35 protein-coding genes are annotated in these 26772 nt (G+C 63.1%); 30 read left to right on the plus strand and 5 right to left on the minus strand.

All coding sequences use genetic code 11. The annotated features are described in order from the left end of the window. Positions 1-28: 28 nt before the first annotated feature. Both EJC47_RS07450 and EJC47_RS07455 read left to right on the plus strand, forming a co-directional pair. Positions 29-595 carry a hypothetical protein gene (locus EJC47_RS07450; RefSeq protein WP_260591502.1) on the plus strand — a complete coding sequence of 189 codons (567 nt, stop codon included), beginning with the start codon at positions 29-31 and terminating at the stop codon, positions 593-595. Next, entirely contained in the window at positions 552-1298 is a 747-nt protein-coding gene (locus EJC47_RS07455; protein WP_126846427.1) for a hypothetical protein, read from the plus strand. The genes EJC47_RS07450 and EJC47_RS07455 overlap by 44 nt, the downstream gene beginning before the upstream one ends. Here the strand turns inward: EJC47_RS07455 and EJC47_RS07460 are convergent. The 4 genes from EJC47_RS07460 to EJC47_RS07475 are packed head-to-tail and all read right to left on the minus strand — an operon-like array spanning position 1295 to position 3197. After that, entirely contained in the window at positions 1295-1507 is a 213-nt protein-coding gene (locus tag EJC47_RS07460; RefSeq protein ID WP_126846429.1) for a helix-turn-helix domain-containing protein, read from the minus strand. The two genes, EJC47_RS07455 and EJC47_RS07460, sit on opposite strands and share 4 nt — an antisense overlap. Then, positions 1504-1947 (minus strand): hypothetical protein, encoded by a 444-nt coding sequence (locus tag EJC47_RS07465; protein WP_126846432.1) that lies wholly within the window; start codon positions 1945-1947, stop codon positions 1504-1506. The genes EJC47_RS07460 and EJC47_RS07465 overlap by 4 nt, the downstream gene beginning before the upstream one ends. A gap of 8 nt (positions 1948-1955) precedes the next feature. Beyond that, the gene (locus EJC47_RS07470) at positions 1956-2780 is read right to left on the minus strand and encodes a hypothetical protein (RefSeq protein WP_126846434.1); all 825 of its coding nucleotides are present in this window, start codon (positions 2778-2780) and stop codon (positions 1956-1958) included. 15 nt (positions 2781-2795) lie between these two features. After that, on the minus strand, positions 2796-3197 hold the full coding sequence (locus EJC47_RS07475) for a hypothetical protein (protein WP_126846436.1): 402 nt from the start codon (positions 3195-3197) through the stop codon (positions 2796-2798). Positions 3198-3670: 473 nt separating this feature from the next. Between EJC47_RS07475 and EJC47_RS07480 the strand changes: the two genes are divergently transcribed. Continuing rightward, positions 3671-3871: a hypothetical protein gene (locus EJC47_RS07480; protein ID WP_126846438.1), complete on the plus strand. Its 201-nt coding sequence runs from the start codon at positions 3671-3673 to the stop codon at positions 3869-3871. 175 nt (positions 3872-4046) lie between these two features. Here the strand turns inward: EJC47_RS07480 and EJC47_RS07485 are convergent, their stop codons facing one another. Continuing rightward, positions 4047-4301: a hypothetical protein gene (locus tag EJC47_RS07485; RefSeq protein WP_126846440.1), complete on the minus strand. Its 255-nt coding sequence runs from the start codon at positions 4299-4301 to the stop codon at positions 4047-4049. 54 nt (positions 4302-4355) lie between these two features. Between EJC47_RS07485 and EJC47_RS07490 the strand changes: the two genes are divergently transcribed. The 27 genes from EJC47_RS07490 to EJC47_RS07620 form a co-directional block, all read left to right on the plus strand. Further along, complete coding sequence (locus EJC47_RS07490) at positions 4356-4994, plus strand: DUF3164 family protein (protein WP_126846442.1); 639 nt, start codon at positions 4356-4358, stop codon at positions 4992-4994. Continuing rightward, the gene (locus EJC47_RS07495; protein WP_126846444.1) at positions 4991-5641 is read left to right on the plus strand and encodes a hypothetical protein; all 651 of its coding nucleotides are present in this window, start codon (positions 4991-4993) and stop codon (positions 5639-5641) included. Before EJC47_RS07490 ends, EJC47_RS07495 begins: the two co-directional genes overlap by 4 nt. A 36-nt stretch (positions 5642-5677) precedes the next feature. Further along, entirely contained in the window at positions 5678-5926 is a 249-nt protein-coding gene (locus tag EJC47_RS07500; protein WP_185867587.1) for a hypothetical protein, read from the plus strand. A gap of 133 nt (positions 5927-6059) precedes the next feature. Next, positions 6060-6707, plus strand: coding sequence for a hypothetical protein (locus EJC47_RS07505; RefSeq protein WP_126846449.1), 648 nt, complete (start codon positions 6060-6062; stop codon positions 6705-6707). 52 nt (positions 6708-6759) lie between these two features. Then, positions 6760-8781, plus strand: coding sequence for a phage terminase large subunit family protein (locus EJC47_RS07510; RefSeq protein ID WP_221885162.1), 2022 nt, complete (start codon positions 6760-6762; stop codon positions 8779-8781). A 10-nt stretch (positions 8782-8791) separates the two neighbouring features. Then, positions 8792-9058, plus strand: a complete 267-nt coding sequence (gpW, locus tag EJC47_RS07515) for a gpW family head-tail joining protein (protein ID WP_126846453.1) — start codon at positions 8792-8794, stop codon at positions 9056-9058. Then, positions 9058-10764, plus strand: coding sequence for a phage portal protein (locus tag EJC47_RS07520; protein WP_126846455.1), 1707 nt, complete (start codon positions 9058-9060; stop codon positions 10762-10764). The genes gpW and EJC47_RS07520 overlap by 1 nt, the downstream gene beginning before the upstream one ends. Positions 10765-10802: 38 nt before the next feature. Beyond that, positions 10803-11081 (plus strand): hypothetical protein, encoded by a 279-nt coding sequence (locus tag EJC47_RS07525; RefSeq protein ID WP_126846457.1) that lies wholly within the window; start codon positions 10803-10805, stop codon positions 11079-11081. Then, entirely contained in the window at positions 11078-11947 is an 870-nt protein-coding gene (locus tag EJC47_RS07530) for a S49 family peptidase (protein ID WP_126846459.1), read from the plus strand. The genes EJC47_RS07525 and EJC47_RS07530 overlap by 4 nt, the downstream gene beginning before the upstream one ends. Positions 11948-12003: 56 nt before the next feature. Next, positions 12004-12732, plus strand: a complete 729-nt coding sequence (locus tag EJC47_RS07535) for a hypothetical protein (RefSeq protein WP_126846461.1) — start codon at positions 12004-12006, stop codon at positions 12730-12732. A gap of 56 nt (positions 12733-12788) precedes the next feature. Next, positions 12789-13463, plus strand: coding sequence for a head decoration protein (locus EJC47_RS07540; RefSeq protein WP_126846463.1), 675 nt, complete (start codon positions 12789-12791; stop codon positions 13461-13463). Positions 13464-13590: 127 nt separating this feature from the next. Beyond that, on the plus strand, positions 13591-14622 hold the full coding sequence (locus EJC47_RS07545; protein WP_126846465.1) for a major capsid protein: 1032 nt from the start codon (positions 13591-13593) through the stop codon (positions 14620-14622). A 3-nt stretch (positions 14623-14625) separates the two neighbouring features. Then, positions 14626-14982, plus strand: a complete 357-nt coding sequence (locus EJC47_RS07550) for a head-tail joining protein (RefSeq protein WP_126846467.1) — start codon at positions 14626-14628, stop codon at positions 14980-14982. Next, positions 14979-15524, plus strand: a complete 546-nt coding sequence (locus EJC47_RS07555) for an ATP-binding protein (RefSeq protein WP_126846470.1) — start codon at positions 14979-14981, stop codon at positions 15522-15524. The genes EJC47_RS07550 and EJC47_RS07555 overlap by 4 nt, the downstream gene beginning before the upstream one ends. Positions 15525-15534: 10 nt before the next feature. Then, positions 15535-15738 carry a DUF2635 domain-containing protein gene (locus EJC47_RS07560; RefSeq protein ID WP_185867588.1) on the plus strand — a complete coding sequence of 68 codons (204 nt, stop codon included), beginning with the start codon at positions 15535-15537 and terminating at the stop codon, positions 15736-15738. A 3-nt stretch (positions 15739-15741) separates the two neighbouring features. Then, complete coding sequence (locus tag EJC47_RS07565; protein ID WP_126846474.1) at positions 15742-17235, plus strand: phage tail sheath subtilisin-like domain-containing protein; 1494 nt, start codon at positions 15742-15744, stop codon at positions 17233-17235. A gap of 27 nt (positions 17236-17262) precedes the next feature. Next, positions 17263-17634 (plus strand): phage tail tube protein, encoded by a 372-nt coding sequence (locus tag EJC47_RS07570; RefSeq protein WP_126846477.1) that lies wholly within the window; start codon positions 17263-17265, stop codon positions 17632-17634. An 11-nt stretch (positions 17635-17645) separates the two neighbouring features. Continuing rightward, entirely contained in the window at positions 17646-17924 is a 279-nt protein-coding gene (locus EJC47_RS07575) for a phage tail assembly protein (RefSeq protein WP_126846479.1), read from the plus strand. A gap of 110 nt (positions 17925-18034) precedes the next feature. Further along, a complete protein-coding gene (locus tag EJC47_RS07580) occupies positions 18035-19702 on the plus strand; it encodes a phage tail tip lysozyme (RefSeq protein WP_126846481.1) in 1668 nt (555 codons plus the stop codon). Positions 19703-19749: 47 nt separating this feature from the next. Further along, a complete protein-coding gene (locus EJC47_RS07585; protein WP_126846483.1) occupies positions 19750-21072 on the plus strand; it encodes a DNA circularization protein in 1323 nt (440 codons plus the stop codon). Then, positions 21069-22181 carry a phage baseplate assembly protein gene (locus tag EJC47_RS07590; protein WP_126846485.1) on the plus strand — a complete coding sequence of 371 codons (1113 nt, stop codon included), beginning with the start codon at positions 21069-21071 and terminating at the stop codon, positions 22179-22181. The genes EJC47_RS07585 and EJC47_RS07590 overlap by 4 nt, the downstream gene beginning before the upstream one ends. Continuing rightward, on the plus strand, positions 22178-22759 hold the full coding sequence (locus EJC47_RS07595; protein WP_126846487.1) for a phage baseplate assembly protein domain-containing protein: 582 nt from the start codon (positions 22178-22180) through the stop codon (positions 22757-22759). The genes EJC47_RS07590 and EJC47_RS07595 overlap by 4 nt, the downstream gene beginning before the upstream one ends. An 8-nt stretch (positions 22760-22767) precedes the next feature. Further along, entirely contained in the window at positions 22768-23292 is a 525-nt protein-coding gene (locus tag EJC47_RS07600; RefSeq protein WP_185867589.1) for a phage GP46 family protein, read from the plus strand. Continuing rightward, a complete protein-coding gene (locus EJC47_RS07605; protein ID WP_126846491.1) occupies positions 23292-24431 on the plus strand; it encodes a baseplate J/gp47 family protein in 1140 nt (379 codons plus the stop codon). Before EJC47_RS07600 ends, EJC47_RS07605 begins: the two co-directional genes overlap by 1 nt. Then, on the plus strand, positions 24428-25189 hold the full coding sequence (locus tag EJC47_RS07610; protein ID WP_126846493.1) for a putative phage tail protein: 762 nt from the start codon (positions 24428-24430) through the stop codon (positions 25187-25189). Before EJC47_RS07605 ends, EJC47_RS07610 begins: the two co-directional genes overlap by 4 nt. A gap of 10 nt (positions 25190-25199) precedes the next feature. After that, the gene (locus tag EJC47_RS07615) at positions 25200-25763 is read left to right on the plus strand and encodes a hypothetical protein (protein ID WP_126846495.1); all 564 of its coding nucleotides are present in this window, start codon (positions 25200-25202) and stop codon (positions 25761-25763) included. A gap of 30 nt (positions 25764-25793) precedes the next feature. Next, a partial coding sequence (locus EJC47_RS07620; protein WP_148110547.1) for a hypothetical protein occupies positions 25794-26772 on the plus strand: 979 nt, incomplete at its 3' end.

Genomic DNA, 26772 nt, shown 5'->3' on the forward strand with positions numbered 1-26772 from the left:
GGTCGGTCAATCGCTTTTGCGCAAATACATGCGCAATATGCTGAAATGTTTCGGGCTATGGATGGTTGCCGCAATTCCCGCTATGTTCCGCACCGGGAGCGCGGGCGTAAACAAGTCTATGGTGGCGCAATATCGTCGTTCGCCGAGCATGGTGAGCACGAAGCTGCAGGTGCTGGATTTCGCCAAGGCGTATTTCCTGCGCTGGGGCAGCTCACCCAGTTATGGCGAGATCGCCGGCGCGGTCGGCATCGGCCGCTCCCGTGCGCGCGACATGGTGCGCACGCTGACCGCCGAGGGCGAGATCCTGCGCGCGCCAGGCGATCGGCGGCGCATGTCTTTCCCAGGGCTCGAGCAGCACGTCAGCGAGGGCGACGCGATCCTGGCACTGCGTGCGGCCGGCTGGACGGTGAACCCCGATGGCCAGGTGTTCGAGCGGTCAACGGCCAGCACATTTCCGCCACTGCCGCGGGTGCCCGAACTTGAGCAGACACCCGTGACAGACGACGGGGGTCAGCAAAATGTCGGACAGCAATCCAGCCGAGGCGAAGGTGATGCGCGCGATCATCGCGCGCCACCGCAAACAGGCACTGGCTGAGCGGGCCGAGGCGAACGCGGCGTCGGCGAAGCAAGAGGTGAGGGGTGTCGGCTGGTCGACCAAGGCCCCCAAGAAGCGCAAGCCCAGCCCGCTCGAGAAAAGCATCGCCGATGACATCGCGCTCAACCGTCGGCGCTGGGCAGAGAAACATCCAGATCGTGCGGCAGCAGAGCGGTCACTGCGGAAATCCCGAGCGGAAATGCACGAGCGCTGGGATCATAAGGCGCACGGTACGCCGGAAACCCATGAACACCACAAGCACCACCAGGACGGTGCGCTGGCCCAGCTCTACCTTTCCGGCTCGATCGACGCCGAGCAGCTTGCCTCGGCCGTGGAGATCGCCACGGTTGCGGAGCGGATCGGTGCCGACGTGACGGTGCGAACCTCCAGCGTCGAGACACGCGTCGACCAGACGCGCAGTGGCGATGGGACCTTTTACGAGGCATTGGGCGCGGTGCGGCGCGAAATGGCCTATTCGCGCTGGCGACGCGAGGTGCGCGGGCCGATCGCCGCAGTCCTAGACATGATCGTTGGCGAGACGGTCGGCTATACCGTGGTGGCGAATCGTTATGGGATGCACAACCGGCGTGCGAAGCGGTTGTTGATCGACGCGCTAGACCTATGGCCGCAGATATTCGGCACGGTGTGCAAAGACGTCGATGCGGCGACGCTGATCGCCGCGCATGCCGGTATCTTGAGCTAAATCACGCTAAGAGAGACGCCGAAATATTCGCGCATGGCGGCGCTCTCCAGCAAAGCTGTGATGATGATTGCGACCGGCCCCGGCACAGCTCGATCGCCATGCTCCCATTTGTAGATTGTCCGCGCTCCCGACACACCGACCAATCCGGCCAACTCCTCTGCGCTCAGACTGAGGGTAGCACGCGCCGCCAGAACCTCTGCGCCGGTCATTTCGGATCAATCCATGCCCAGGCGGCGCAGCGCTCGAAATCGCCAAGCCAAGCCATCGCGCCATGGTCGGTCACCGCAGCCGGCAGCAGCAGTGCTGCGCACCACGGCGCAGGAGGCTCGTCGAGTGCCGGCGCGTCCGGGTCAATCCTATGGCGCAACGCGATCATCTGCCCCCAGAGCGCGCGCGACGGTCGTGCAGCCACGGCGATCGTCACCAGCGGCACATCATCGCGCGAGACCGTGCACAGCGCGGCACGGCGCGACCCGAACGGCTCAACATGCAGCCGATAGCCGGGGACCGGCATGTCGGTATCCCCCCCGCCAGCGACCGCATCGGCGACTAGCTCGCGCGTATGCTCGATCGCTGCGTCGTCCACCTCGTGCAGCCATGAGCGGCGGAGATCCCCCGTGTTGAGGGTCAGGTGGTTGAGGTAGGTCATGTGGTCGCCTAACTGTTCGCCAGCAGCATGATGTCGATCATGCTGCTGGCTTGCTGACGGGTGAGGCCTTTGGGGATGTCCGCAGGATGCCGGTTTGCTCGCCGCATGAGATCGGCGAGATATTCCAGCTGTCGCCGCGTGGCGGGCGGCGCGCCGCGTTGACCGGCGCGCCGCCCGCCTTTTTGGCTGGCCATCTGTTTTTGTCTTTTACCAAAGACATAGTGGTAGCTACCGCCCGTTTCGGGACGTTTGAGCAGGGGGGCGTCCCCGCCGCGAGATCCGTCAGGGGCCAGGCTGCGATCCTTGGGGAGCCAATAGCTGAGATATGGGTTGTCTACCATTGGTCGCCATGACCAGACTACCAGAGAGCCTGCCACAGCTGCGTCTGATAGCCACCGCTCAAGACTGGCTCTCGGCGCGTCCGCATCCAACCGCTCACGCTCAGCATCAAGCCAGCGCCGATTTGCCGACACTACACCCAAACTGTCGCCGTTAATCGGCGGATAATGATGCTCGGTCATGTCCCAGGCACCGTCGCGCCATGCTCGGTTGATTAATCGAGACCGCAGGATAGACATGCTCGACACGCCTATGGGCATAACAATTCCGTAACCTCGGTGGGCCGCGACAATTCCGAGGTCGATCTCGGAGATGGGGTCGGCGATCATATCGCAACGCTCTCGCCAATAGTGACGCGACGCACGGACAGTCGCAAGTGCTGGGTCGCTATCCGGCACCGCATCGCTTTTTTGGGATCGGCGGAATGGGGTTTCGACATAGCCTGCCGCGAGCGTATCGCGGCAGGCTATGACCGTACGAAATTTGACGGACATTACAGCGGTGCCCCATTAACGGTAGGGATTGTAGCCATCGCCTCCCTCATTCATCCCGTCAAAAAATGCACGGCCAGCGGCGTTGGTGGCGGCCGTCTCCGATACCCAGGCGGCATAGCGCGCGCGCTCATCGGTACCCTTGGCGTAGTCCGCAGCCGTCAGGCCGATCTGCGTGTACTTGCCATCCACCTTGCCCTGCACATAGGCGGCATAGCCGGCCGCCTTAAGCCCGGAGACGAGCGGGCGCGCGAAGTGCTTGGGGTTGGCCTCGATCTCGGCGACGGTGATCACCGTCGCATAGGCGGATGCTTCGACGCGGGCGCTCTTGGAAATGATCTGCACGTGGCCGCCGGTCTGGACGACATCGAACAGCTCATGCGAGCGGAGGTTGGTAGCGGCGGGAACGAAATCGGCCATCGTCTGTCTCCTGCGCCCCGTTGTGGCGGCGCCCCCTTTCGGCGATCACCGCCGATGCAGTTTATATAGGCCCATTGGGCCTATGTATCAAGCGATACCTTGCGAAAATTTGGACGCGATAAAAAATCATTGGGGGTACACAAAAACGCCCCTGCCAAAATGGCCACGTAATGGCCTATTTCGACCCCGCGACAATTGCGCCTGACGCCCACCGCCTTCCCCCGGGCCGGTGGGCTTTTTTTGTATCTGGAGCGCTTCCCCATGCCCCAGTCGCGCGTCTCCCGCTCTTCCCCTGGCGGGTCCATTGCCGATCAGCTCGAGCGTTTGACGCCCGATTGGGATCGGCTGGTGCACGACGCGCGGCGGCGGGAAGAGGCCGCGACAGGGCGTCCGGATATGCCTCTCGATGACCTCGAAGAGCGAGCGCAGCAGCTCGTCCGCGCAATTGTCGCCCCCTTTCGTGGAGACCGCCGATGACCACGCTCGCGATCCTTCGTGATTTCATCTCGACCATGCCCGGCGAGGAAGCGGTGATTTCGAAGGCGAGCCTGGTGGCGATCGAACGCGAGCTCACCACCGCGAGCGTCGCTGCGGCGCGAGTGAATATTGATGCCGGCGTGAACAGCGTCATCGATGGGCTGCTGACGCCGAACGCAGTGCGCGGCTTCGCGTGAATCGCCAGCTGGCATCTCTCCTGGTCGGGAGCCGAACCCGGCAGGAAGTTTCGCCGACCGCGACCGTGCAGGGCACCCTGCCTGCGGGCACCGCCGGGGCATCGCCATCTGTTCGCGGCCGTGCGGCCACGGTTTTCCGCCAGATATTCTGACCGGGGCGGAGGGGGTCTCCGCCTCAGCGCTCGCCCACCTCATCGATCATTATCGCGGTCCCGCTAGCGGTGATCAATCGGTCGGACTGACCCGCCATCGTGGTGGTAATTGGAACACCTCGATAAGTGGTAATCGTCCGCTGTGCGCTCGGCGAAGGCATCGAATTGCGCTGCAGTTGGGCCTGACGGTCCTCTGACAGGTAAAGTCGAGCGGCACCTAGGCCGTGTCGATGCGCGGCATAAATCGCCGAATCGATCATTGATGTGAGTTGCTCCATCAGCTCCCGCCTTCTCACCGCGTCACGGCGCGGGTTGTCTTTGGGGATATCAGTATGGCGGACGCAAAGCATCCCGCGTCGATCGACGTTGCTGGTTCGCTCTATCTTCGCGACGCGAAAGGCAGCCTCGTGCCGCTAACCGCGGTGAAGGCGGCCGATCTGCTCATGGACGAGACCGTCCGCGGCATCCTCGGCCAGGCGCGCGATGTGTCCGCGCAGATCGCCGCGTTCAAGGTGGACGTGTTCGACCGCGTTTCGGCGCTGCAGGCACTGATCGCGCAGCACTATGGCGCGACGCTTGGCGGCAAGAAGGGCAACATCACGCTGATGTCGTTCGACGGCTGCCAGAAAGTCCAGGTCCAGGTCTCGGATCTGCTCGAGTTCGGGCCGGAACTGCAGGCAGCGAAAGCGCTGATCGACGAATGCCTTACCGAATGGGCCGCCGGCGGCCGCGTGGAGCTGCGCTCGCTCGTCAACCGCGTCTTCCAGGTCGACAAGGAAGGCCAGATCAATCGCGCGGAGCTGTTCATGCTGTTGCGCGTCGAGATTTCCGACGAGCGCTGGCTGCGCGCGATGGAAGCGATCCGCGAATCGATCCGCGTGATCGGCTCGCGCACGTATGTTCGTTTCTATCAGCGACCGGTGCCGGATGCGGCGTGGTCGGCCGTCACGATCGATCTCGCCGCCGCGTGACTTCGATCGACATCCGCGCCAACCTGAAGCCGCTCCAGCGTGCGTTCATCGGGCTCAGCGCGAAACAGGTGCCGTTCGCGACGTCGCTCGCGCTGAACGCCCTCGCAAAGGGCGTCGTCGCGCAAGAAAAGGACGAGGTGTCGGACACCTTCGACACCCCAACGCCGTTCACGCTGAATGCGTTTCGAATCGAGGTCGCCACGAAATCGCGCCCGATCGCGCGGGTCGCGGCGAAGGACATCCAGGCCGAATATCTCGAGCCTTATGTTGTAGGCGGCAATCGATCGCTCGGAACGAAGCGTGGGATGCTAGCGCCGCGCGAGATCACGCTGAACCAATATGGCAATCTGGCCAAAGGGAAGCTGGCCTCGCTCAAGGGAAAGCCCGGCGTTTTCATCGGTAAGGTGACGACGCGGAATGGCAAGGTCGTCAACGGTGTCTGGCAGCGGCCGACATCCGCAGCACGGCGCGTCGGCAACAAAGGCGGCAAAGCCCGAACCGGATTGAAACTGCTGATCCAGTTCGAAGACACGACGCCGGTCCGCAAGCGCTTCGACTTCTTCGGCCGGGCAACGGCCTACCTGAAGGCCAATGCCGCGCGCGAGTTCGACGCTGCGCTCAAGCGCGCCTTCGCGACTGCTAAGTGAACTGCTAAGTGAGACGCGATGATGGATTTAATGACCATGCAATTTGGCGGCCTTAAGCTGCTATCATCGGACGCGATGACCGTTCCAGCGGAGGACTGGTCACAAGTCCGCTCGCCAGGGCGCGCCCGGCGCCGCCTGAAGCGTGGCCATCCGCAGCGCATCCGCCACTACCCGGCTGCAGATCCCAAGGTCATCATCACCCGCGACGCGATCATTGGTCATCCAGTCACGATCGCGCGCTTGGCCCGCGACCTTCCCACTATCGGGCAGCGCCGCGTCATCTGACACCCCCCCGGGGGTTTTTTGGGTCCTTCCTGGCCCCTTCTGCATCAAGGGTAATTGCGCACCGCGTGACGTCCCCAGCTACGACGTTAAAAAAGTGGTTGCGGGGGGCAACCGGTTGCGGGGAGGGGGGGCTATGACGCTGCTCTCGCTGACCGCGTACGCAAAGACGCACGGTGCGTCCCGCCAAGCCGCGGCGAAGTGGAAAAACAACGGCGCGCTGTGGTTTTCCGGGGATTTGGTCGACGTCGAAGCGTCGGACGAACGGATGCGGAACGCCGGCCTCGGTCGCTTCAAGCCGGCCGCGGCAGGGGCGCAACCAGCCCCCGCAACCGCACCCCGCAACCGTACGCGGGTTGCCCCCGAAGTTGCGGCCGAGATCGATGAGGTTGTCACTGACCTCCAGGCTGCAGCCGAAGACGGCGAGATCGATGAGGAAATAGCGGGCGGCTTCATCGAGCAACTGCTCAACGGTCAGTTCCGGAGCAAGGTTCAAGCGAACGCGATCAAGGAGAACGCCCTTGCGCTGAAGCACCTGCTCGCGGCGCAAAAGGAGGCCGGTAAGCTCGTCGATATGGCGACGGCCGAGAAAGTGCTGTTCGACGATCGCCGCGCTGCACGCGACGCCTGGATGGCCTGGCCCGGACGCTTCGCCCCGCTGCTCGCCGCCGATCTCGATATCGACGGCGCAAAGCTGGCGGAGGCGCTGAAGCCCTATGTCCACCAGCAGCTCGAGGAGCTCGGCGAACCCGACCTCGACTTCACCAGCGCCGACGAAGACTGAGCGGCTAAGGCGCGCGAGCCGCAAGGGGTGGACGCCGCCCCCGCGGGTCAGCTTGCCGACATGGGCCGACAAGCGCCGCAAGCTCGCGAAGGAGGCGGGCAGCACATCGGGCCAGTATCGCACCGGTCGCGTCGAGATCGCGCGTGGTCCGATGCTCGCGGTGACCGAGCCGGGCGTGCGAAAGCTGACGGCGGTGGTTGCAACGCAACTGCTCAAGTCGACGCTGATCGAGAACATCGTCGGCTTCCACATGGATCTCGATCCATGCCCGATGCTGATCGTCCAGCCGAAGGACTCGGCCGCGCTGCAATTCTCGAAGGAGCGCATTGCGCCCTTCATCAAGGCGACGCCGGCGCTGCGCGGGCTGATTTCGTCCAAGACCCGCAACGCGGGCGATACGGTCGATTACAAGGCTTTCCCGGGAGGCTTCCTGGGCATCGTCGGCGCCGGCAGTCCGGACAACCTGGCGCGCAGGCCGATCCGGATCATTCTCTACGACGAGATCAACAAGTACCTGCCCCTGAAGGAGGGAAAGCCGACCGATATCGGCGACGAGCGCCTCGCCACCTTCGAATCGAATTCGTTGAGCGTGCGCGTCTGCTCGCCGACGATCACCGGCGAGTGCGAGATCTCGGCGAGCTATGCGACCTCAGATCAGCGCCGCGCGTCGGTCGCCTGTCCCGACTGCGGGCATCGCCAGTTTCTCGATTTCTTCGAGCACGTCCATTGGGAAAAGGGTGCCGAAGGCAAGGTCCACAAGCCGGAGACGGCGCGGATCTATTGCGAGGTGTGCGGGACCGGCTGGTCGGAGGGGCAACGGCTCCGCGCGCTCGGGACGATCAGGTGGCACCAGGCTCGTCCGTTCGAATGCTGTGGCGAGCTGCAACACCCGCTCGATGCCTATGCGGCGGCCTGGGCGGCAGGAGACGACGCCAACGCGATCGACCGGGTCTGGGATTGGTGGAGCGGCCCGCGCTGGGCCGTCTATCGCGCCAAATGCGGCCATTGCGGCAAGTGGGCGGTCCCGAACGAACATGCCGGGTTCCAGGCGTCGAAACTCTACAGCCCCTGGGCGAATGACTCCCCTCCCAGGATCGCGGCAAAATGGCTTGCCGCTATCGACGAGGACGGCAAGCTTACCTTTTACAACACCCAGCTCGCGCTGACCTTCAAGAAGAACACGGGCAAGGCACTTAGCGCCGACGCGCTGCTGAACCGACGCGAGATCTGGGCGGCGGATGTTCCCGACGGCGTCGCGATCATGACGATCGGCATCGACGTCCAGGACTATCGCATCGAAGCCGAGTTGGTGGGCTGGGGTCGGGACGAGGAAAGCTGGTCGATCGCCTATGAGGTGTTCGAGGGCGAATTCGACGATCCGCGGCTGCAGGCGCGGCTGGACGAGTTCCTCGAACGCAAATGGTATCGTGCGGATGGCCGCCCCTTCGTGGTCACCGCAGGCTGTATCGACTCGGGCGGCCATCACACCCAGGCAGTCTACGATTTCGCCAAGGCACGCCTGAAACGCTACATCTGGGCGATCAAGGGTGAAAGCGCGCGGACCGGGCAGCGAAACCCGATCTGGCCGACCAAGGTGCCAACGTCGCGTTCGAAGAAGTCGTTTCGCCCGGTCATCCTCGGGGTCAATGCCGGCAAAGACGCGATACGCTCGTACCTGACCCGGGAAATCCCCGGGCCGGGTTACATGCACTTCACCACCGACCGGGACATCAATTATTTCGCCCAGCTCACGGCTGAACAAATTGAGATCAAACAACTCGGCGGGATGAAATACCGGGTCTGGGTTCTGCCGCCCGGCAAAGCCAACGAGGCCAGCGACTGCCGCGTCTACGCCTATGCCGCGCTGCACGGCATGATGCATCGCGGCTTCAAGCTCAACCGCGAAGCGGAAAGGGTCGGTGCGGTCACGACGATCGAGCGCCAGGCCGCCGTCATGCCGACCGCACCGGCCAACCGACCCGCCGAAGAAGTGCCCGCCGCCCCTGCGGCACCGGCGGTGCCGCCCGCCAAGATGACTGCGCGCCGCTCGGGCCGCATACGCCGCCTTGCCTGAAGGAGCCGCCATGGCCCGCTACGATCCCAGCCAGAGCCTGCTCGCGGGGATGGATACGGCCGTGCTGCGCCAGCAGCTCCAGCTCATGCAGCAGGACTATCTCGACCTGAGCGCCGGCCGCAAGCTGGAGAGCGCGTCGTACGCCCAGGGCGATGGTGCCAAGAGCGTGAAATACACCATCGCGACGATCGGCCAGCTGGCGATGGCCATCCGGCAGCTGCAGGCGCAGCTCGGCATCATCTGCTCGCCGCGCCGCGCGATCGGGGTGCGCTTCTGATGTCGCCGGGTCGGGCGAGCGGACCTCCCGCGCTGATCGATAATCGTGGTCAGCCGATCCCGTCGTCGACGATCGCGCGCATTCGTGAGAACGCGCGCGGCGGCACCGGGCGGATGCGCGGCTCGCTCGGCGGCAATAGCGGCGGGAACTTCTTTCCCTACGACGCCGTCAACTTCCAGTCGCAGGACCAGAGCGACTGGTTTCCGCAGGTCCGCTCGCCCGACACCGAGATCAACCTCTATCGCGATCGGATGGCCGCCAAGGCGCGCGATCTGCGCCGCAACGATCCGTGGGCCAACGGCGCGATCAGCGGGATCCTCGATTCGACGATCGGCGCACAATACCGCTTCGTTTCCAAGCCCGACTATCGCGCCTTGCGGCTCCACGCGAAGGGCTTCGACGCGGTTTGGGCGAACGAGTATCGCCAGGTGCTCGAGGCGAAGTGGCGCACCTATTCCGAGGACCTCGGCCACTATAACGACGTCAACCGTCGTCTCACCATTTCGCAGCAGTTCCGCCTCGCGCTCGGCCATAAGCTGGTCGACGGCGAATCGCTGCTCGTCGCGCAGTGGCGCCCCGATCGCATCGGCCGCGGTGCCGCGACGTATGCGACGTGCTTCGAGGGCGTCGATCCCGATCGGCTGTCCAACCCCAACATGGGGCCCGACACGCGTTATCTGCGCGGTGGCGTCGAGCTCGACAACGATCAGGTCGCGATCGCCTATCACGTGCGCCGCGCGCACCAGTTCGACTGGTACAATGCGACGCAGAGCATGCAGTGGGATCGCGTCGAGCGCGAGGATCCCGACGGCTGGCGGCGGGTGTATCACGATTACGACGCCGACCGGGTGTCGCAGAACCGCGGCGTCTCGGTGTTCGCCCCCGTCATCGGCTCGCTCAAGATGCTCTCGCGGCTCTACGGCGTGAAGCTGCAGGCAGAGACGGTCGCGGCGGCGTTCGGCCTCTACGTCACCTCCCCGTACGATTTCGAGATGGTGCGCCAGGCGCTCGACGCCGAGGACCAGGACGAGGAAGCGTTCGGCTGGTATCAGGACATGCGGTCGGACTTCCATTCCGATCGCGACGTCAGCGTCACCGGCGCGCGCTTCTCGACGCTCGCGCCCGGCGAAGACATCAAGTCGGTCGCCCCCGGGGGCGGACAGACCGATATCAAGCCCTTCGCGCATGAAATGCTGCGGGGCGTCTCGGTCGCGATCGGCGTCTCGGGCGAGGAAGTCCACAATGACTATTCCGACTCGAGTTGGTCGTCGGCGCGCGCTGGCATCGTCAAGGCCGAGAAGACCTACAATCGCCGTTGCGACGAATTCGACCAGAACACCGCGACACCGGTGCTGGCAACCTGGCTCGAGGAGCCGTTCGAACGCGGCGAACTTCCACTCCCCCGCGATGCACCGTCTTACCTCGAAATGCGCACCGCCTATGCGCGTGGCCGTTGGCTCGGTGCCGCACGTGGTTGGGTCGATCCCGTCGCCGAGCGTCAGGGCGTCGTGCTCGGGCTCGATGCCGGCCTCTCCACCATGGAAGAGGAATGCGCAAAGCAGGGCATGGATTGGGAAGAGAACCTCGAGCAGCGCGCCATCGAATACCATCGCATGGTCAAGCTCGGTCTGCCGCGGCCGCAATGGTTCGGCAACGAATACACCGCGACCCAGATCTCGGCACCGCAATCACCGGAGCAAGCCTGATGTTTATCGATGTCACGCATAGTGGCGATGGGCGCACTTTGCGGCTGTCGACCTCGGCGATCGCCTATCTCGATCACGCCGAAGACGGAGCGCGCGTTCGCCTGATCGGCGGTGAGAGCTTGCGCGTCGCGGAGTCGCCAGCGGAGATCGAGGCGCGCGCCGACGCGCAGCTCGTCCAACAGGCAATCCCCATCGATCCGGACAAGGAACTGGCCGCGATTGATGCCCTTGAAACCATTGGGCTGCTGCGAACCGATGAGGCAGTCTGTAAACGGGTTGAGGTCATTTCGGCTCGCGGCCAGGGCAAACGTAAGTGACGGCCCTTCCGCGTCACCTGGTCACGCGCCTTTTCAACAGCTGCGCCGCGCTCCTGCCCGCTGCGTCGACGATTGCGGTCGACCTGCTCGCGCGGGCTAGCGATGGCATCGAAGCAAGTGCGCCAGGGTCGGCCTTTGGGATTAACGAGGATCTCGAAAACGAGGATCGCGCGCGCCCTTACGATATCGTTTGCGGAGTCGCGATCATTCCGATCCGCGGCGTCCTGATCCAGCGGCTCAGCTGGCTGTGGTCCTATGGCGACCTGTTCGGCATCTCCGGATATGATCGCATACGCCTGCAGTTCATGCGCGCGCTCGCCGATCCCAATGTCGATGCCATCGCGTTCGATCTCGATAGCCCGGGTGGCGAGGTCGCCGGCTGCTTCGATCTGGTCGATACCATCTACCGCGCGCGGGGTTCCAAGCCGATCGCCGCGATCCTCGGTGAGAGCGCCTATTCCGCCGCCTATGCTATCGCATCGGCGGTCGATCCAGGCCGCTTATGGGTCCCGCGCACCGGGGGCACCGGCTCGGTGGGTGTAATCTACCTGCATTTGAGCATTGCCGGCTGGCTCGCGAAGAGCGGCATCACGCCGACACTGGTCACCAAGGGTGCCTTCAAGGGCGAAGGCAATGAGATGTTCGACCTGAGCGAAGATGCGCTCGAGCACATGCAGGCCGATATCGATGCAGTCGGCCAACTGTTTGACGCGACGGTCGCCCGCAACCGTGGCCTCGCGATCAAGGATGTGACCCGCACCCAGGCCGGGACGTTTCTCGGCGGCAAAGGGGTCGACATCGGTTTCGCCGACGCGGTCGCCGCACCCGACGAAGCGTTCCGGGCGCTGCTGAAGCAGCTCGATTAACCCGGCCGGGCCGCCCGGGCCCGGCTGCCAGGCTTCGCGCCAACAGGAGTATCATCATGACGACCAGCCGCCTCATGGCCGGCGCGAGCAGTTTCGCGCATTTCGCAGGCCTTTCCCGCAAGGTCCGCAGCACTGCGGACGATGACCAGCACGACGACGAGCCCAAGGGCAAGCGCTCGCGTGCATCCGATGACGACGACGATGACGACGAACCCAAAAGCAAGAAGTCCAAGCGGGCGGATGATGATGAGCACGACGATGACGAGCCCAAGGGCAAGCGCTCGCGTGCATCCGAGGATGATGACGATGATGACGAGCCCAAAAGCAAGAAGTCCAAGCGCGCGGATGATGATCAGTGCGACGATGACGAACCCAAGGGCAAGCGGTCGCGCGCGTCCGATGAGGACGATGATGACGAGGAAGATGACGACAAGGAGGAGATGAACGGGCGCAGCGCCAAGGCTTCCGCCCGGCGTCGCGAGCAGGCGCGCATCGGGGCGATCCTCGGGCACGCTGCGGCCGCCAACAATCTCCCGCTGGCGGTGTCGCTGGCCTGCGAGACGCGGATGACCCGCCTCGAGGCTATCACCGTCCTCAAAGGCCAGGGTGGCCGCCAGCGCGACGATCGCGACGATGCAGGTGCAAATCGCCATGCGCGCCAGGACCGCTCCAGCCGCAACGTCCAGCTTGGCAGCGATAGCCATGGCCCAACCGGGCCGCAGGCCGTCAGCCGCGGCTGGGACGCGGCGTTCCAGCGCGCCGGCATCAAATCGACCCCGCGCTGATCTGACGCGCGGCCACCTGGCCCCCAACAGTCCCCTTATCCCGAAAGGAGCCCCTCATGGGCACTCCCACGATTACCCCGCTTACCGAAATGCGCCGCGAAGGCGGCTATGTCGTCTGGGATCCGAGCGACGGCATGCTCACCCGTGAGGCGATTCTCCTTGGCTCGGGTGCCGGGCTTTGCCTCGCCGGTCTCGTGCTGGCCGCGCAGTTGACTGGCGGCGCAGCGACCGCGACGGCGCTTGGCACCAACGTCGGCAACGGCGCGATCGGCGCGATCACCGTGTCCGGTGCCGCGAAGGTCGGCGATTACAAGCTGTTCTTCATCGAGCCCAATACCAATGCCGGCACCTTTATCGTCGAAGATCCGACGGGCGTCGAAATCGGCCACGGCAACGTTGCATCCGCGTTCAGCGCTGGTGGCCTTGGTTTTACCCTTGCCGATGGCACGACGGATTTCGTCAGCGGCGACAGCCTCACCATTACGGTCACCGGGGCGACCAAATATTTCCCCTATGATCCAACCTCGGTCACCGGGCTGCAATATGCCAGCGCACTGCTTTGGAGCGGCTGCCGCGACGCAACTTCGGCAGATCGGCGTGGCGTCGCGAACGTGCGTGGTCCGATGAAGGTCCAGGCGGCCGAACTGATGTGGGGCGCGAACGTGACCACGCAGGGCCAACGGACTGCAGCGCTCGCTCAGCTGGCCAAGCAGGGCATCCTCAACATCTGACCCGACGCGGCCGCGCCGCGTCATCCCTTCCGAAAAATGCCTGACCCTGGGTGGCTTCGCGCTGCCCGGGGCGGGCCCGGTTGCGGCCCATCCCCGGCGCAGCCCCCATCGATGGAGCCTTCCCGCCATGTCCATGATCAACATTTTCCGCAACGACGCCTTTTCGGAAGTCGCGCTGACCAGCCAGGTCGAGCGTATTCCACATTTGCCGCAGACTCTGAGCGACATGGATCTGTTCACGCCGAACCCGATCCGCACGACGGCGCTCGCCGTCGAGGAACGCAATGGCGTGCTCAGCATCGTGCCCATGAGCCAGCGTGGTGAGCCGACCAATTCGGAGCGCACGACCGAGCGGCGCAAGATGCGCTATTTCGACGTGCCGCGGATTTTCAAGGGCGACACGATCCACAGCCATGAGCTGCAGAATGTCCGCGAATTTGGCGAAGAGACCGTTCTGATGCAGGTCCAGACCGAGGTCGCGCGTCGGCTCGCGGGTCCGGTCGGCATTCTGACGCATCTCGACTATACCGAGGAGTATCAGCGTCTGGCCGCGGTCCAGGGCATGTTGCTCGATGCCGATGGCAGCGTCTGGTATAATTGGTTCGACGAGTTCGAATTCGCCCTGCCGGCGGAAATCGGCTTCAATCTCGATGCGAACATCGAATCGTCTTTGCGCCCGATCATCAACGCGATGACGCGCGACATGGCCCGGTCCGCCCAGGGTGCGTTCACCACACAGACCAGCGTCGTCGGCCTGTGCGGTGACTCCTTCTATGACAAATTCATCACCCATGTGGACGTCGAAAAGACGTTCAAAAACTGGAGTGATGCGTCCGAGCTACGCGCTGGCGGAGCCTTCAAGCACTTCAACTTCGCCGGCGTTGATTGGGTCAATTATCGCGGCTCCGACGATAACACCTCGATCAAAATCCCCAACGACAAAGTGAAATTCTTCCCCAAGAATGCCTTGGGCGTCTTTGAAAAGGCCATGGCACCGGGCGAATCCTTCGACTGGATCAACACGCCAGGCAAGGAGCGCTACGTCGTTCCGATCTTCGACCGTGACCGCAACTCCTGGTGGCGGATGGAAGCGTACGAATATCCGCTGTTCATCTGCAAGCGACCCGAGGTGCTCCGGACCGGACGCCAGGGTGCCTGATCGATGGCGATCGACTGGGACGCCGTAATCCTCGGGCCTGTAATGGGAGTTTTTGGAGAAGGCGTCGCAGTCGATCGTGCTTCATGGCCGACCTACACGCCACTCGGCCTCGCACCCTTTCAACTCGCCGATGCGGTGTTTGATCGCGCCTATGCCGACATCACCATTGATGGCGAAGGATCCGAGGTCACTACGCGGAAGCCGTGCCTGGGCGTGCGGACATCCCTATTCTTGCAACGTGAGCCGCTGCAGGACGACAGGGTTTTCGTTCCGTCGGTGCCAGGGACCTTCGTCGTCAAGGATGTGCGTCCGGACGGCCATGGGCACGCCAAGCTCATCTTGATGGGCCCCATTCCATGACGACGTCGGCCGAATTGCTTGATCTCGTCGTTGCTGCCCTCCGGGTCGATGGCGCAACGGTCGCCGGGAGCCGTGTGTATCGGCCCGGCGATCGTCCCACGCAGAACGACCAATATCCCAACTGGCGCGCGCGGGTCGTTCGGGAGACCAAGCAATCGCTCGGCCGCGGCGGCGGGCCTGCCTTCACTGTCACCACAACGATTCGCTTGATCGGCGAAGTCTCGGCGATCGCGGCGGTCGGCGACGATGGCGCGGCCGCGGCCGAGGCTGAGCTGTGGCAGATGCAGCGCGAGGCGGAAGTTGCGATCGTCGGCAGCTATCCGCTTACCTCCAAGATCTCGCAAATCGCATCGATCGATAGTCAGCTTTCGTACAACTCCGATGGCGAGACGCACCTTGCCGGCATTCAGAGCGATCTCGCGCTAGAGTTTTACCAAGGGCCGGAAAACTTCGCGCCGATCGAGAGCGACGATCTCGATGAAATTGACGGCCGCTGGCCTGCATTCCCGCCAATCGGCTTCGCCGCCGACCTTACGCGCTGAGGAAATTTGCATGAAAATTGTCTCCGTACCGGGCCGTCTGGTCCGCGACCCCGCGACGCAGCGTTTCGTCGATAGCGATGGCATCGACATCGACGAAACGGATCTGAACTGGTCCCGGCTGCTCGCCGACGGCGATGTCGTTGAAGCCCCTGCCGACACTCCGCCCGCGCCCAAGGGCGCATCCCCGCGCGCCGCGCCCGCTCAGGAGGCTTGAGCCATGACGATCCCGTTTAAAAACATCCCGTCGAACCTGCGCGTCCCGCTATTTTATGCCGAGCTCGACAATTCCAAGGCCAATACCTCTGCCCAGACGCAGCGGGCGCTGTTGATCGGCCAGAAGCTCTCCAGCGGCACGTTCACCGCCAACGTCCCGTCGATCTGCTCGTCGCAGTCGGACGGGCGCACCGCGGCGGGGCCGGGATCAATCCTCGCTGGCATGATCGACGCCTATCGTGATAGAGATCCGAGCGGCGAAATGTGGGTCCTTCCGCTGGTCGATGATGTCACCGCGGTGCAGGCGACGGGTAGCATCACGTTCACCGGCCCGACGACGGCGCTTGGCACCCTGCCGCTGTACATCGCAGGCCGCACAGTTTCCCCGATCATCGCCAGTGGCCAAACCGCCGCCCAGGTCGCCACTACGGTGGCAGCCGCGATCAATGCCACGTCCGGTCTCCCGGTGACGGCGGCCGTCGATGGGGCCGTTGCCAGCAAGGTCAACCTGACCGCCCGCAATGGTGGCGAGTGTGGCAACGATATCGACATCCGTTTCGCATTTAAGGGCCCGGCCAGCCAGGAAGCTATGCCGGCCGGGCTGGCTGCCTCAGTGGCGCCGATGGCAAACGGCGCGATCAACCCCGTTCTGACGACCGCCTTGTCGAACCTGCTCGATACGCCGTTCGATTTCATCGTTTGTTCGCTGACCGACACCGTATCGCTGGCGGCGATCGTCGCGCTGCTGAACGACGCGACCGGACGGTGGTCCTGGTCGAGCCAGGTCTATGGTCATTGCTTCATCGCCAAACGCGGGACCGCTGGTGCCAACGCAGCTTTTGCGACCACGCTCAACAACCAGCACATCACGTGCATCCCGTTCAATGACTCCCCGACACCGGCGTGGGAATGGGCGGCGGCCTTCGCGGCCACCTCGGCGGTCAGCGTGCGCGCGGATCCAGCCGTGCCGTTGCAATATCTGACCGTCCCGAATGTGCTGGCACCACCCCTTGCGTCGCGCTGGAGCCTGACCACGCGCAACAATACCTTGCTCTATGGCGGATGCTCGACCTGGACGGTCGATGCGTCGGGAAATCTCGTTATCGAAAATATGGTGACGACTTATGTCACCAATGCGGCTGGCCAGCCCGATAATAGCTATCTCGAGATCGAGACGCTGTTCCTCATCGTCTTCGTGCTGCGGTCGCTGTCGGCGATGGTCACCGCCAAATATTCGCGCGTGAAGCTCGCGGCTGACGGCACGCGTGTGAGGCCCAACTCGAACGTCGTCATGCCATCGACGATCCGCGCCGATATCATCGCATTGTATCGCGAGCTCGAAGGACAGGGATACGTCCAGAAATCGGCCGAGTTCGCCGCTGGCTTGGTCGTCGAGAAGGATGCGACCAATCCCAATCGCGTCAACGTCCTGCTTCCGGCTGTGCTGATAGGCCAGCTCCGCACCTTCGCCGTGTTGATGCAGTTCCGCAACGCCTGATCCCCTCAATTTCTGGAGAGCGCCGCAATGGCCAATGACCCCAACCGGCTTGCCGGCACCGCTTCCGTCACGATCGACGGCCAGTCTTTCACCATCGTCGGCGAGGGGACCTACCGGCTGAGTTCGGCCCATCGCGAAACCCTAAAGGGTCAGACCGGCGTCGAAGGGTATTCGGAGATGCCGATGGAGGGGAAGATCAGTTGGAAAGGACGCGACGGTTACAATGTCGACATCGCCGCGCTCAACGCGGCGACCAATGCGACGATCGTGCTCTCCCCTGCCAACGGCAAATCGATCATCGGCCGCAATATGTGGCGCACCGGCGACCCGATCGAGGCCAACACCGAAGACGGCTCATTCACCATCGAATTCGATGGTCCCGACGTCATCGCAGCATAAGGTACTCTTTGATGAGCGAACTCCCTGACCAGTTGACCATCACCCTGCGCAAGCCGGTGACGCTGGGCGAAACCTTCACCGAAATGCGCCTGACCGAACCGACTGGCGCACAGATGCTCGAGATCGACAAATATCGCGGCGTCGAGGCCGACTTGATGTCGCTCGCGATCGTCTCGGGCATCCCATTGCCAGCAGTGAAGATGATCGGCGCGCGCGATATCCGCGCTGGGTCGCGCTACCTCGCAAGTTTTTTGTTCGACGACCCGAAGACTGGCGACAGCGACACGTAATTCTCGCGCGTGCCTTCGGCTGCCTGCCACCTGCAATTCTCGGCCATCCTTGGTCGATGCTCAACGAGTGGTGGGAGCTTGGTGGCTTCGTCGAATGAAGGAGGCCTGATATGACTGCCCAGGCAACTTTCGGCATTGACATCACAGCCTCCGATAAGACGGCCAAGGGAAAGAAATCTGCCGAGAAAAGCCTCGGTCAAATCTCTAAGAATCTCGGATCGATCGACCGCAAGGCGGCCGAACAGCGCGAGCGAACAGTCAGTGCATCAGGCCGGCGCATGGCGCGCACGTTCGGCGAGGTCGAAAAGGCTGCCGCGCGTGCCTTCGGCGGGCGGTCGATCACCGGCGGGCTATCCGACCGCCTCGGGGCAGCTCGCTCCGCAGCGTCCGCGCTCGGATCCGGCTTGGGTGAGGCATCGGCAGCGGGCGGAGTGCTCGAGGGGGCGCTCGGCGGGGTCGCGGTTGCTGGCGCTGCCACGATCGGGGTATTGGCCGCAGCGGCCTATGCCGCGTTCAAAGTCGCCGATGGCTGGGCGAAGGGGGCGGCGGCGATCGGCCGAACAGCCGAGATCATCGGGGTCGGGACAAAGGCCCTGCAGGAATTCAGTCTCGCAGCCGAACGTTCCGGGGTCGATCGGGGGACGGCTGGTGCGGCGCTGGGCGGCCTATCGCAGACGCTCAACGATGCGCGCTATGGGCGCAACAATGATGCCTTGGCGCTGCTGGCACGTATGGGCGTGTCGTTGAAGACCAAAAGCGATGGCACGGTCGACGTAGAGGCAATGCTGCCGCAGATCGCTGATGCGGTAAGCCGCCAGAATTCGTCGGGACGCCGCACGGCCGCTCGCATCCTCGGTATCCCGGAGTCTGCGCTGCCCGCCTTCAGCCAGGGTGGTAAGGCCCTGTCACAGGATATGGAACGCGCCGGGAAGGAAGGCGCTGTCATCGATGACGCTGGTATCACGACCGGCAAGCGCATCGCACGACGCGACACGATCGGTGCCCAAATGGCCGAGCGCGGCACCAATGCTGCGTCGCGGATGGTTGCCGAAGGTGTTGATACCGTAGGGACCGCGGTCATTTCGAGCGCGCGATCCATGATGAGCAGCTCCCGCACCAACGAGCGCGCTTCTGCAACCAGCGAGCGTGCTGCTGATAAACTTGAACGCGCTTCATCGCGCTTCGAAGGCGCGGTCAATTATGCCGGTGGCGGAGGTGGAAGACTGACGCGTGAGGGCGCGATCAGCGAAGCGCGTAAGGGGGTTACCCTCCGCGACAAGCTTGTTGCCCGGGGAGTCCCGTTCAGTGACGCGACGGCCATAGCGGCGAATGCGGTGCGGGAAAGTGGCGCGAACTACCGAGCGCGCGAAAGAGGCGGGAATGGTCGTGGACTGTTCCAGGTAACTGACAAGGCGCGGAAGGCGCTCTTTCGACGGATAACGGGCGTCGATATCGAGAACGCGAGCGAGGATCAGCAAATCGATGCGATGCTGTACGAGCTCCAACATTCAGAAAAGAAGAATTGGCAGCGTGCTCGAGCGAACGGCAACGATGCTGGATCCGTGGCAGCGGGCTTCGCGCGCTATGTTGAACGCCCTGCAAACCCGGATCGAGATGGTGCAGAGCGCGCGGCCGTCGCTAGAGCCCTATCTGCGATCCCCGTTCACGTCACGGTTGAGCACAAGAATGCACCGCCTGGGACACGCACGACTGTCAAGGCGGGGAGCGGGCCCGCGCCTGCAGTGAGCCATGCTTTTGAGCCGGTGCATGGCGGATGAGATCGTGACGATCCCTTTCGCCCTCGAACCGAGAATGGAGGCCGAAAATGGCATTGCCTAACAGCGGTCTTCTGCCGGCGACATTCCGCGGCGTTCCTTTTGTCGTCACCAATGACGAAATTGGCGGCGGGCGACGCCAGGTTGTCCACCAATATCCAGGGCGCGACGACCCATGGACGGAGGATATGGGTCGCGAAGCCCGTCGCTTTCGCTTTCGCGGCTTCATTTTGGACGGATCTATCCGATTTGCTGGCGGCCCTGTGCAGTTGCAGCGTTCCTTGCTTATTGCAGCGCTCGAGCGGTCGGGCGCGGGGATGCTCACACATCCAACGCTGGGGATCCTTCAGGTGTGCGTCACGCGCTTTAACGTCAGCCAAGAGCTTGATGCCGGGCGCAAGTCGAGCGTTGACATCGAGTTCGTCGAGAGCGGTAAGCGCAATTTTCCATCGATCCTTTCGTCATCCTCCGGCCTGCTCAGCGCGGCCAATCTCGGGAAGCTCGCTCTTGCCGTCGATGGTGTGCGACTGATCGCACTTGCGGCCGCAGCCGGCGGTCGGCGGCAGGATATGAGGATCACTGCTGCCTCCTGGAGCAGCAAGGCAATTGCGCTCGGCGCTGATGCCACCTCATTGCATCGTCTCACTGCTCAGCTTCCGGGCAATTACGGTCGCTTCAGCGCCGGGGGCAATGCGGGTTTCTCCGACCGGACAAGTGTGGCCTATTCGGCAGGCACGACCGTCGCGACGCTGATTGGTGTCGCCTCGGGTGCGCGGGTCGGAATTGCGGCAGCAGCGCAAGCGCTGATGACAGCAGTTTCGACCACAGATCTCGGCTATGCGCAGGACGTCGCCAGCTCGATCGTCGCAATGGTGCAGGCGCTTGCAGATGCCTGCGCTGACCCGGCCGATGCAATCCGATTGCTTGAGCAGTTGCTCGGCTACGATCCGGGTCGCACGGAAGCGACCACTGCGATCGGGCTGGCCGTGTGCGGGATGGTGCGCCGCGCCGCTGCGTCCTCGTTAGTTATCGCGGCAGGGCAATATCAGCCAACCAGCGCGAATGATGCCGCAGCGATGGTTCAACGCCTAGTCGCACTGATCGACGCAGAGGCGACCATCGCAGCGGATGCTGGCGACCGCGAAACCTATAGTGCGTTGACCGCTGCGCTCGGCGCTGTTGTGCGCGACCTTCGCGCACGCGGGGCCAATCTCGCGCAAGTCCGAACCTTTCGCAGTCCTCGCGCAACACCGGCGATCGTTCTGGCGCAGCGCTGGTATCGCGATCCGACCCGCGCCGCCCAGCTTGTCACTCAGAGTGGAGTGCCATCGCCCCTTTTCATGCCGACAGAATTGCTGGCGCTATCCGCATGACCGATGCACACAAACCGGATGGAGACCTCTCGATCGAGGTCGGCGGCAACGCGATTACCGGCTGGGAAGCGATCGACGTAACGCTCCGCGCCGAAGCTTTCCCGAACAGCTTCGCGATCAGCCTTTGCTCGAAGGAGCCCATCACCAGCAAGGTGGTCATCGCGAAAGCTGGTGACCCATGCGTGGTCAAGATCGGCAGCGACACCGTGATTACGGGATACGTCGATCGCGACAGCAATACGACCAGCGCAGACGGACACACCCTCTCTTTGATCGGGCGCGGCAAGACGCAGGATCTCACCGATTGCTCAGCCGAGTGGGACGGTGGCCAGATCCTTAGCGCAACCGGGTTGGAAATCGCCAAGAAGCTGGCTGCTCCTTATGGGATTGAGGTCAAACTTGCCGCTGGCACCGACGCTGGCCAGCCGGTTCCACAAACCAACATCACCTATGGCGAGACTGCTGCTGGGATCATTCAGCGGAACGCGCGGAACGCAGGATTGCTCGCCTATGAAGATTCGGACGGCGCGCTGCTTCTTGCGCGTGTCGGAACCGTCAAGGCCGCCAGCGGCGTAAAATATGGGGTTAATGTCCTCGATTCATCGGTTACCAACTCAATGGACCAACGATATTCCGAGGTCCGCTGCGCGGCGCTTTCGCAGAATACCTTCGGCGATATTGCCGGGGGCGATGACTCATTCTTTTATTTCACTGCGTTTGACCCGAATGTTCCGCGTCATCGGTTGATGTATCTGGTGACCGAAGCGGCATTTTCACCGCGCTTCTTCACCGAATTGAAGGCCAAATGGGAGGTGGCACGGCGCGCAGGTCGTGCGGGTGGCGCGTTCGTCACGATCGATAGTTGGCGTGATAGCGCCGGCAGGCTCTGGAAGCCCAACACCCTGATTGATGTCGATGTCCCAGGCCTGCGCGGCGAGGGCCAGATGTGCATCTCCGAGGTGACTTTTCACCGATCGACCGATCGCGGTACCGTTGCAGACTTGTTCGTCATGCAACCATCGGCATTCGCTCCAGAACCGATCAGTCTGACCAATCTCAACACGGCAGATATTGCGCCAGATTCGACGTCGCAATTGGTGCTGCCATGATGTCGCGAATTCTCAATCTGATCGGTCGCGGTCGCCTCACGCTTGTGAAGGACGACAAGGACGTTCAGCGCCTTCAAATATCGGAAGGGAACACCGGTAGCGACGAAGGCGAAAGCCTTACGGACGATATCGCGATGATTGGCCTGTTCGGCTTATCGAGCAATGCACCGGAAAAAACCGAGGTGGTGCTGCTTCGCCTCGGCGGAGATCGGTCCCAGACAATCGCCATTGGGGCCAATCATCGGCCATCCCGGCCGACCAATTTGGCACCAGGCGACACGATGCTTTACCGCGCGAAGGACAGCGCGCGCGGGGCATATATCTGGCTCAAAGACGGCGTGCTGCAGATCGACGCGGCGGCCGGCGACGTGATGGTCCAGAACGCGGCGACCGTCACCGTCAAGGCATCGACCAAGGTCCGACTTGAGACCCCCACGGTCGAAACCACGGGCGACTTTGTCAGCCGCTGCGATGGGACCTCAGTCAGCCTCAATGCACTGCGCGATGCGTATCACCTGCACAAGCATACCGGTGGCACGATCAGCGGCAATACCGGGGCAACCGATCATGACGTGTGAGCTGCCCTGTGGCTGACATTGCCACCATCTGGGACGCCGCAGCTGGCATCGGAGACTGGTCGCTCTCACTCGGTCGATCGAACGTCATCGTCGATGAGAAAGGTGCGTCGATACGCGACGGGCAGGGTCGCCAATATCTTACCTCGGCAGATGCCTATACCCCCGGCACGGGACTGGTTTCGGATCAGGACCTTCAGACGGCGGTCCTGATCAGCCTCTTCACCGACGCAGAAGCCGGGCCGGACGATGTTGTTCCGGACGGCACCGGAGATCCTCGAGGATGGTGGGCCGGGTCTATCGGCTCCAAGCTTTGGTTGCGCGAACGGTCTAAGGCGACGCCCGATCTGCCGGAATTGATCCGAAACGATATTGGTCAAGCCCTGCAATGGCTGATCGATGACGACGTGGTCGCGTCGATCGCGGTGACTGCGGAATATCGGGACGCGAAGACGATCGCCGCCCAGGTCGTGCTTCGTCGGCAGGACGGAACGCAGATGGCGATGCAATTCGCGCGCGTTTGGGAGACAATCTGATGCCATTCGCACGCCCGAACCTGTCGCAACTGCGCGTGACCGCTGCGACCGGGATCAATTCCGTGCTGACCGGGCTCGATGCGTTGCTCCGCTGGTCGAACCTTGGCATCGTCGCCGAAGTTCTCGCTGGCCTGGTCGATGGCCTTTACGGTTATCTCGACTGGATCGCGCTGCAGAGCAATCCGTTCACGGCGACCGATGAATATCTGGAGGGGTGGGCAGCACTCAAGGGCGTCACCCGTAAACCCGCGACGAATGCGACGGGAACTGCCGTGTTTGCGGGGACGAACGGCAGGGTCGTACCATCTGGGTCGCTGGTGAGCCGTTACGATGGCATCGGCTACGTAAGCACCGCGGATGCTACGGTGACGGGTGGCTTTGCAACAGTTCCGATCAGCGCATCGGTTGCAGGGATCGAGGCAAATGCCGTCGCCGACGTTACGCTCACGCTGGGTGTTGGAATCGCTGGCGTCTCCGCGACGGGCACAAGTTCGGGACCATGTACCGGCGGCGCGGCGGTCGAGACCGACGCATCGCTGCGCAGCCGGATGCTGATCGCGTATCAGAAGCCGCCCCAAGGCGGATCGATCGATGATTATGGCGAATGGGCGCTGGCGGTGCCCGGCGTCACGCGGGTCTGGGTGATCCCGAGCGGGATGGGGCCGGGGTCGGTCGTCCTGTTTTTCATGATGGATGACGCGCAAACGTCTCATGGAGGCTTCCCCCAGGGCACCAACGGCTGCGCACGCCTCGAGACGCGCGATACGCCCGCGACCGGCGACCAACTTGCCCTCGCCAACGCCCTGTACTTTCAGCAGCCGGTCACCGCCTTGGTTTATGCGGTCGCACCAACACAGAATGTCATCGGGTTGACCATTGCCGGGCTTTCGACGGCCAGCACCGCGACCAAAGCCGATATCGCTGCAGCCTTCGCGAATGCGCTGTTGGTTGCGGGCCGACCGGGCGGGGTTACCAATGTCTCAGCGATCGAGAGCGGGATCGCCGCCGTGGCCCTGACGGGTGGCTTTGTCCTGACGAATGTGACGGCTTCGGCCGGGACCGTTTCGCCAGGCGCGACCGGCAACATCACCTCCAACGCTGGCGCACTGCCCGTTCCCGGCGCGATCACCTACATATGAGAGCTGAACCCGATACGCTGGATGGCGGTGGCGATCCGGGGTCGCCGATCACTACGCCCGATCCAGCCCCAAACCCAAACCCAACGCCGACGCCCGTCCCGACGCCGCCAGCGTCTCCTGTCGCGACGCCTGCGCCGCCCAGTCGGCCACCTCCGATCCCGCTCCCGGCGCTTCCCAAATCGCAATTGCCAACTCCGCCCGCACCCGTCGGCGTCGCGCGCTACAGCGAGGATGATTACACCGATGCAGCGCTGGCACTGCGCCCACGCGGTCGCGTCTGGTCGCTCGACCCGAATGGCGTGCAGGCGCGCGTTTTTCGAGGTGTAGCTAAGACGCTTGTTGCCCTTGATGCGGCAGCAAATTCGATCCTGGCGGGCAGTCTCCCCGGATCAGCACTATCTGGGTTCATACCGGAATGGGAAGCAACGCTCGGCTTGCCAGATCCTTGCGCCGGAAACGCACCGACTGTGCAGCAACGCTGTGATCAAATCCGCGCGCGCTTCGTTGGCGGCGGCGGCCAGTCGCGCCAGCACTATCTCGACATGGCCAAAACGCTCGGTTTCACGATTATGATCACGAACTTTTCACCGTTCCGGGTCGGCCATAGCAGCATCAATGAGCCGATCAACGACGTGCGCTGGACGTTCATTTGGGGCGTGACGATCGTTTCCAATTTCGGCGGCGCTCCGATCGACGTCCTGCTTTGCGAACTGGCCGCAGGCCGCCCGGCAGGCACGGACGTCATCCTACTTTCGTGAAGGGATTATCATGCATCGGATCGATGGACCGACGGCAGCGGCCGCGCTGCCGTCCCCGGCCGCAGTGGTGGGCACACCTGGCTATTGGTCAAGCGGGGATCCCACGACATCAACGCCAGCGACGGTTCCAACCCAAGACTGGTTTAATACCGTCCAGGAAGAGTTGGTCGGTCTGGTCACTGCAGCCGGTCTCGCACCCGACAAAAGTAATCATAGCCAGTTGCTTGCAGCCCTTCGGGTGCTGTTCGTTGCGCAAGGTGGCGTTGGCGGCGGCGTCATCATCGGTGCGAACCAAGCCACAATCCCCATCGCTGGCGGTTTTCTCATCAAGGTTGGAACGGATTCGGGCACCTTCTCAGAGGGAGCGCTGACAGTGACTTTCGATGATCCCTTCCCCCACGCGTGCTGGGCACTGATCCCAGTCTCGATCAATGCATCGGGCACGAACACCAAAGACATTTGGCCTCAGCGACAATCGCGAAGCGCGGGTTCGGTCACGCTGTTCATGAATCTGGGCGGCGGCGGGACCACCAATTCCATCGATGGCGTCGACTTCATCGCGCTCGGAAACTGATCGACGAAACCTAATTCTTGGAGTACCGACATGCCCACAATTGGGGATTTTAGCCCGCCAGCAGTGCTGGATGGGACGGAGAAGATCGCCGGTTGGAAAGACGGAAAAGACGTCGGCATTCTGGTCGATCAGCTCATTAATAAAGCAACGAGCTTCGCCGAGATCGCCCGTAGTAACGGTCTTTGGGGCGTTCTGCCTACCGATAGCGATATAACTGCTCTCAACAAGTTCGCCGATTACGCGATTACGCAAAATCCAGGCTTTCAAAGCACTATCCCCGGTCCTTCCGACAACACCTATACCACGCTCGCTACATTCCGAGCCTCGGACGTGACGCGCAAGGTAGCATCGCTGGTCGGGGTGCCGGGCATTCCAGACGCGCGATATTATTTCGACCGCGCCGCAGGTCCCTATGTCGAGAGCCTACCAGATCTGATTAAGGCCGATAGCACATCTCTATCGGTCGGGGTGTGGAGACGGCAGGGCGCGACCGGGATCAGCCATACCCCCGCAGGAATAGGCGCGGCAACGCGTACTGCTGCGCAGGTAATGGACGAGTTTGTCTATGCGTCTGGATTTACGGGTTACACCGAGGCAGGTGAAGGTTCGTCAACCGATAGCTATCCGGCAATTATGGCAGCCATCGCGGTTGCGAACGCCCGGAGCCGCCCGCTCATCATCCAAGGTCGCCCGCGCATCTCGCAGACGATTAAGCTGACTGCGCCCACGCACCTCAAGTTAGAGGGATCTCATTACGTGCCGGGCCAATTGCTCGGCGGCACGCTCATTATTAAGGGTAATAGCTGCGCTGGCCCAGCGATACAGGTAAACCCAGGGGCGCTTGGTTCCATCATCGAGGGCGGCGGCATCGTCGGCGAAAGCGGGAACACCGGCGACGGGCTCGCTATCATGGGCGCACGCGTCATAGTGCGCGACGTCGGCATCCAGTATATGGGCCGGGACGGTATCCGTATCGGCGGCTATGCCACGAGCGATCCATGGTACGATG

The sequence above is a fragment of the Sphingomonas sp. TF3 genome (assembly GCF_003985085.1).
Lineage (GTDB): Bacteria > Pseudomonadota > Alphaproteobacteria > Sphingomonadales > Sphingomonadaceae > Sphingomonas.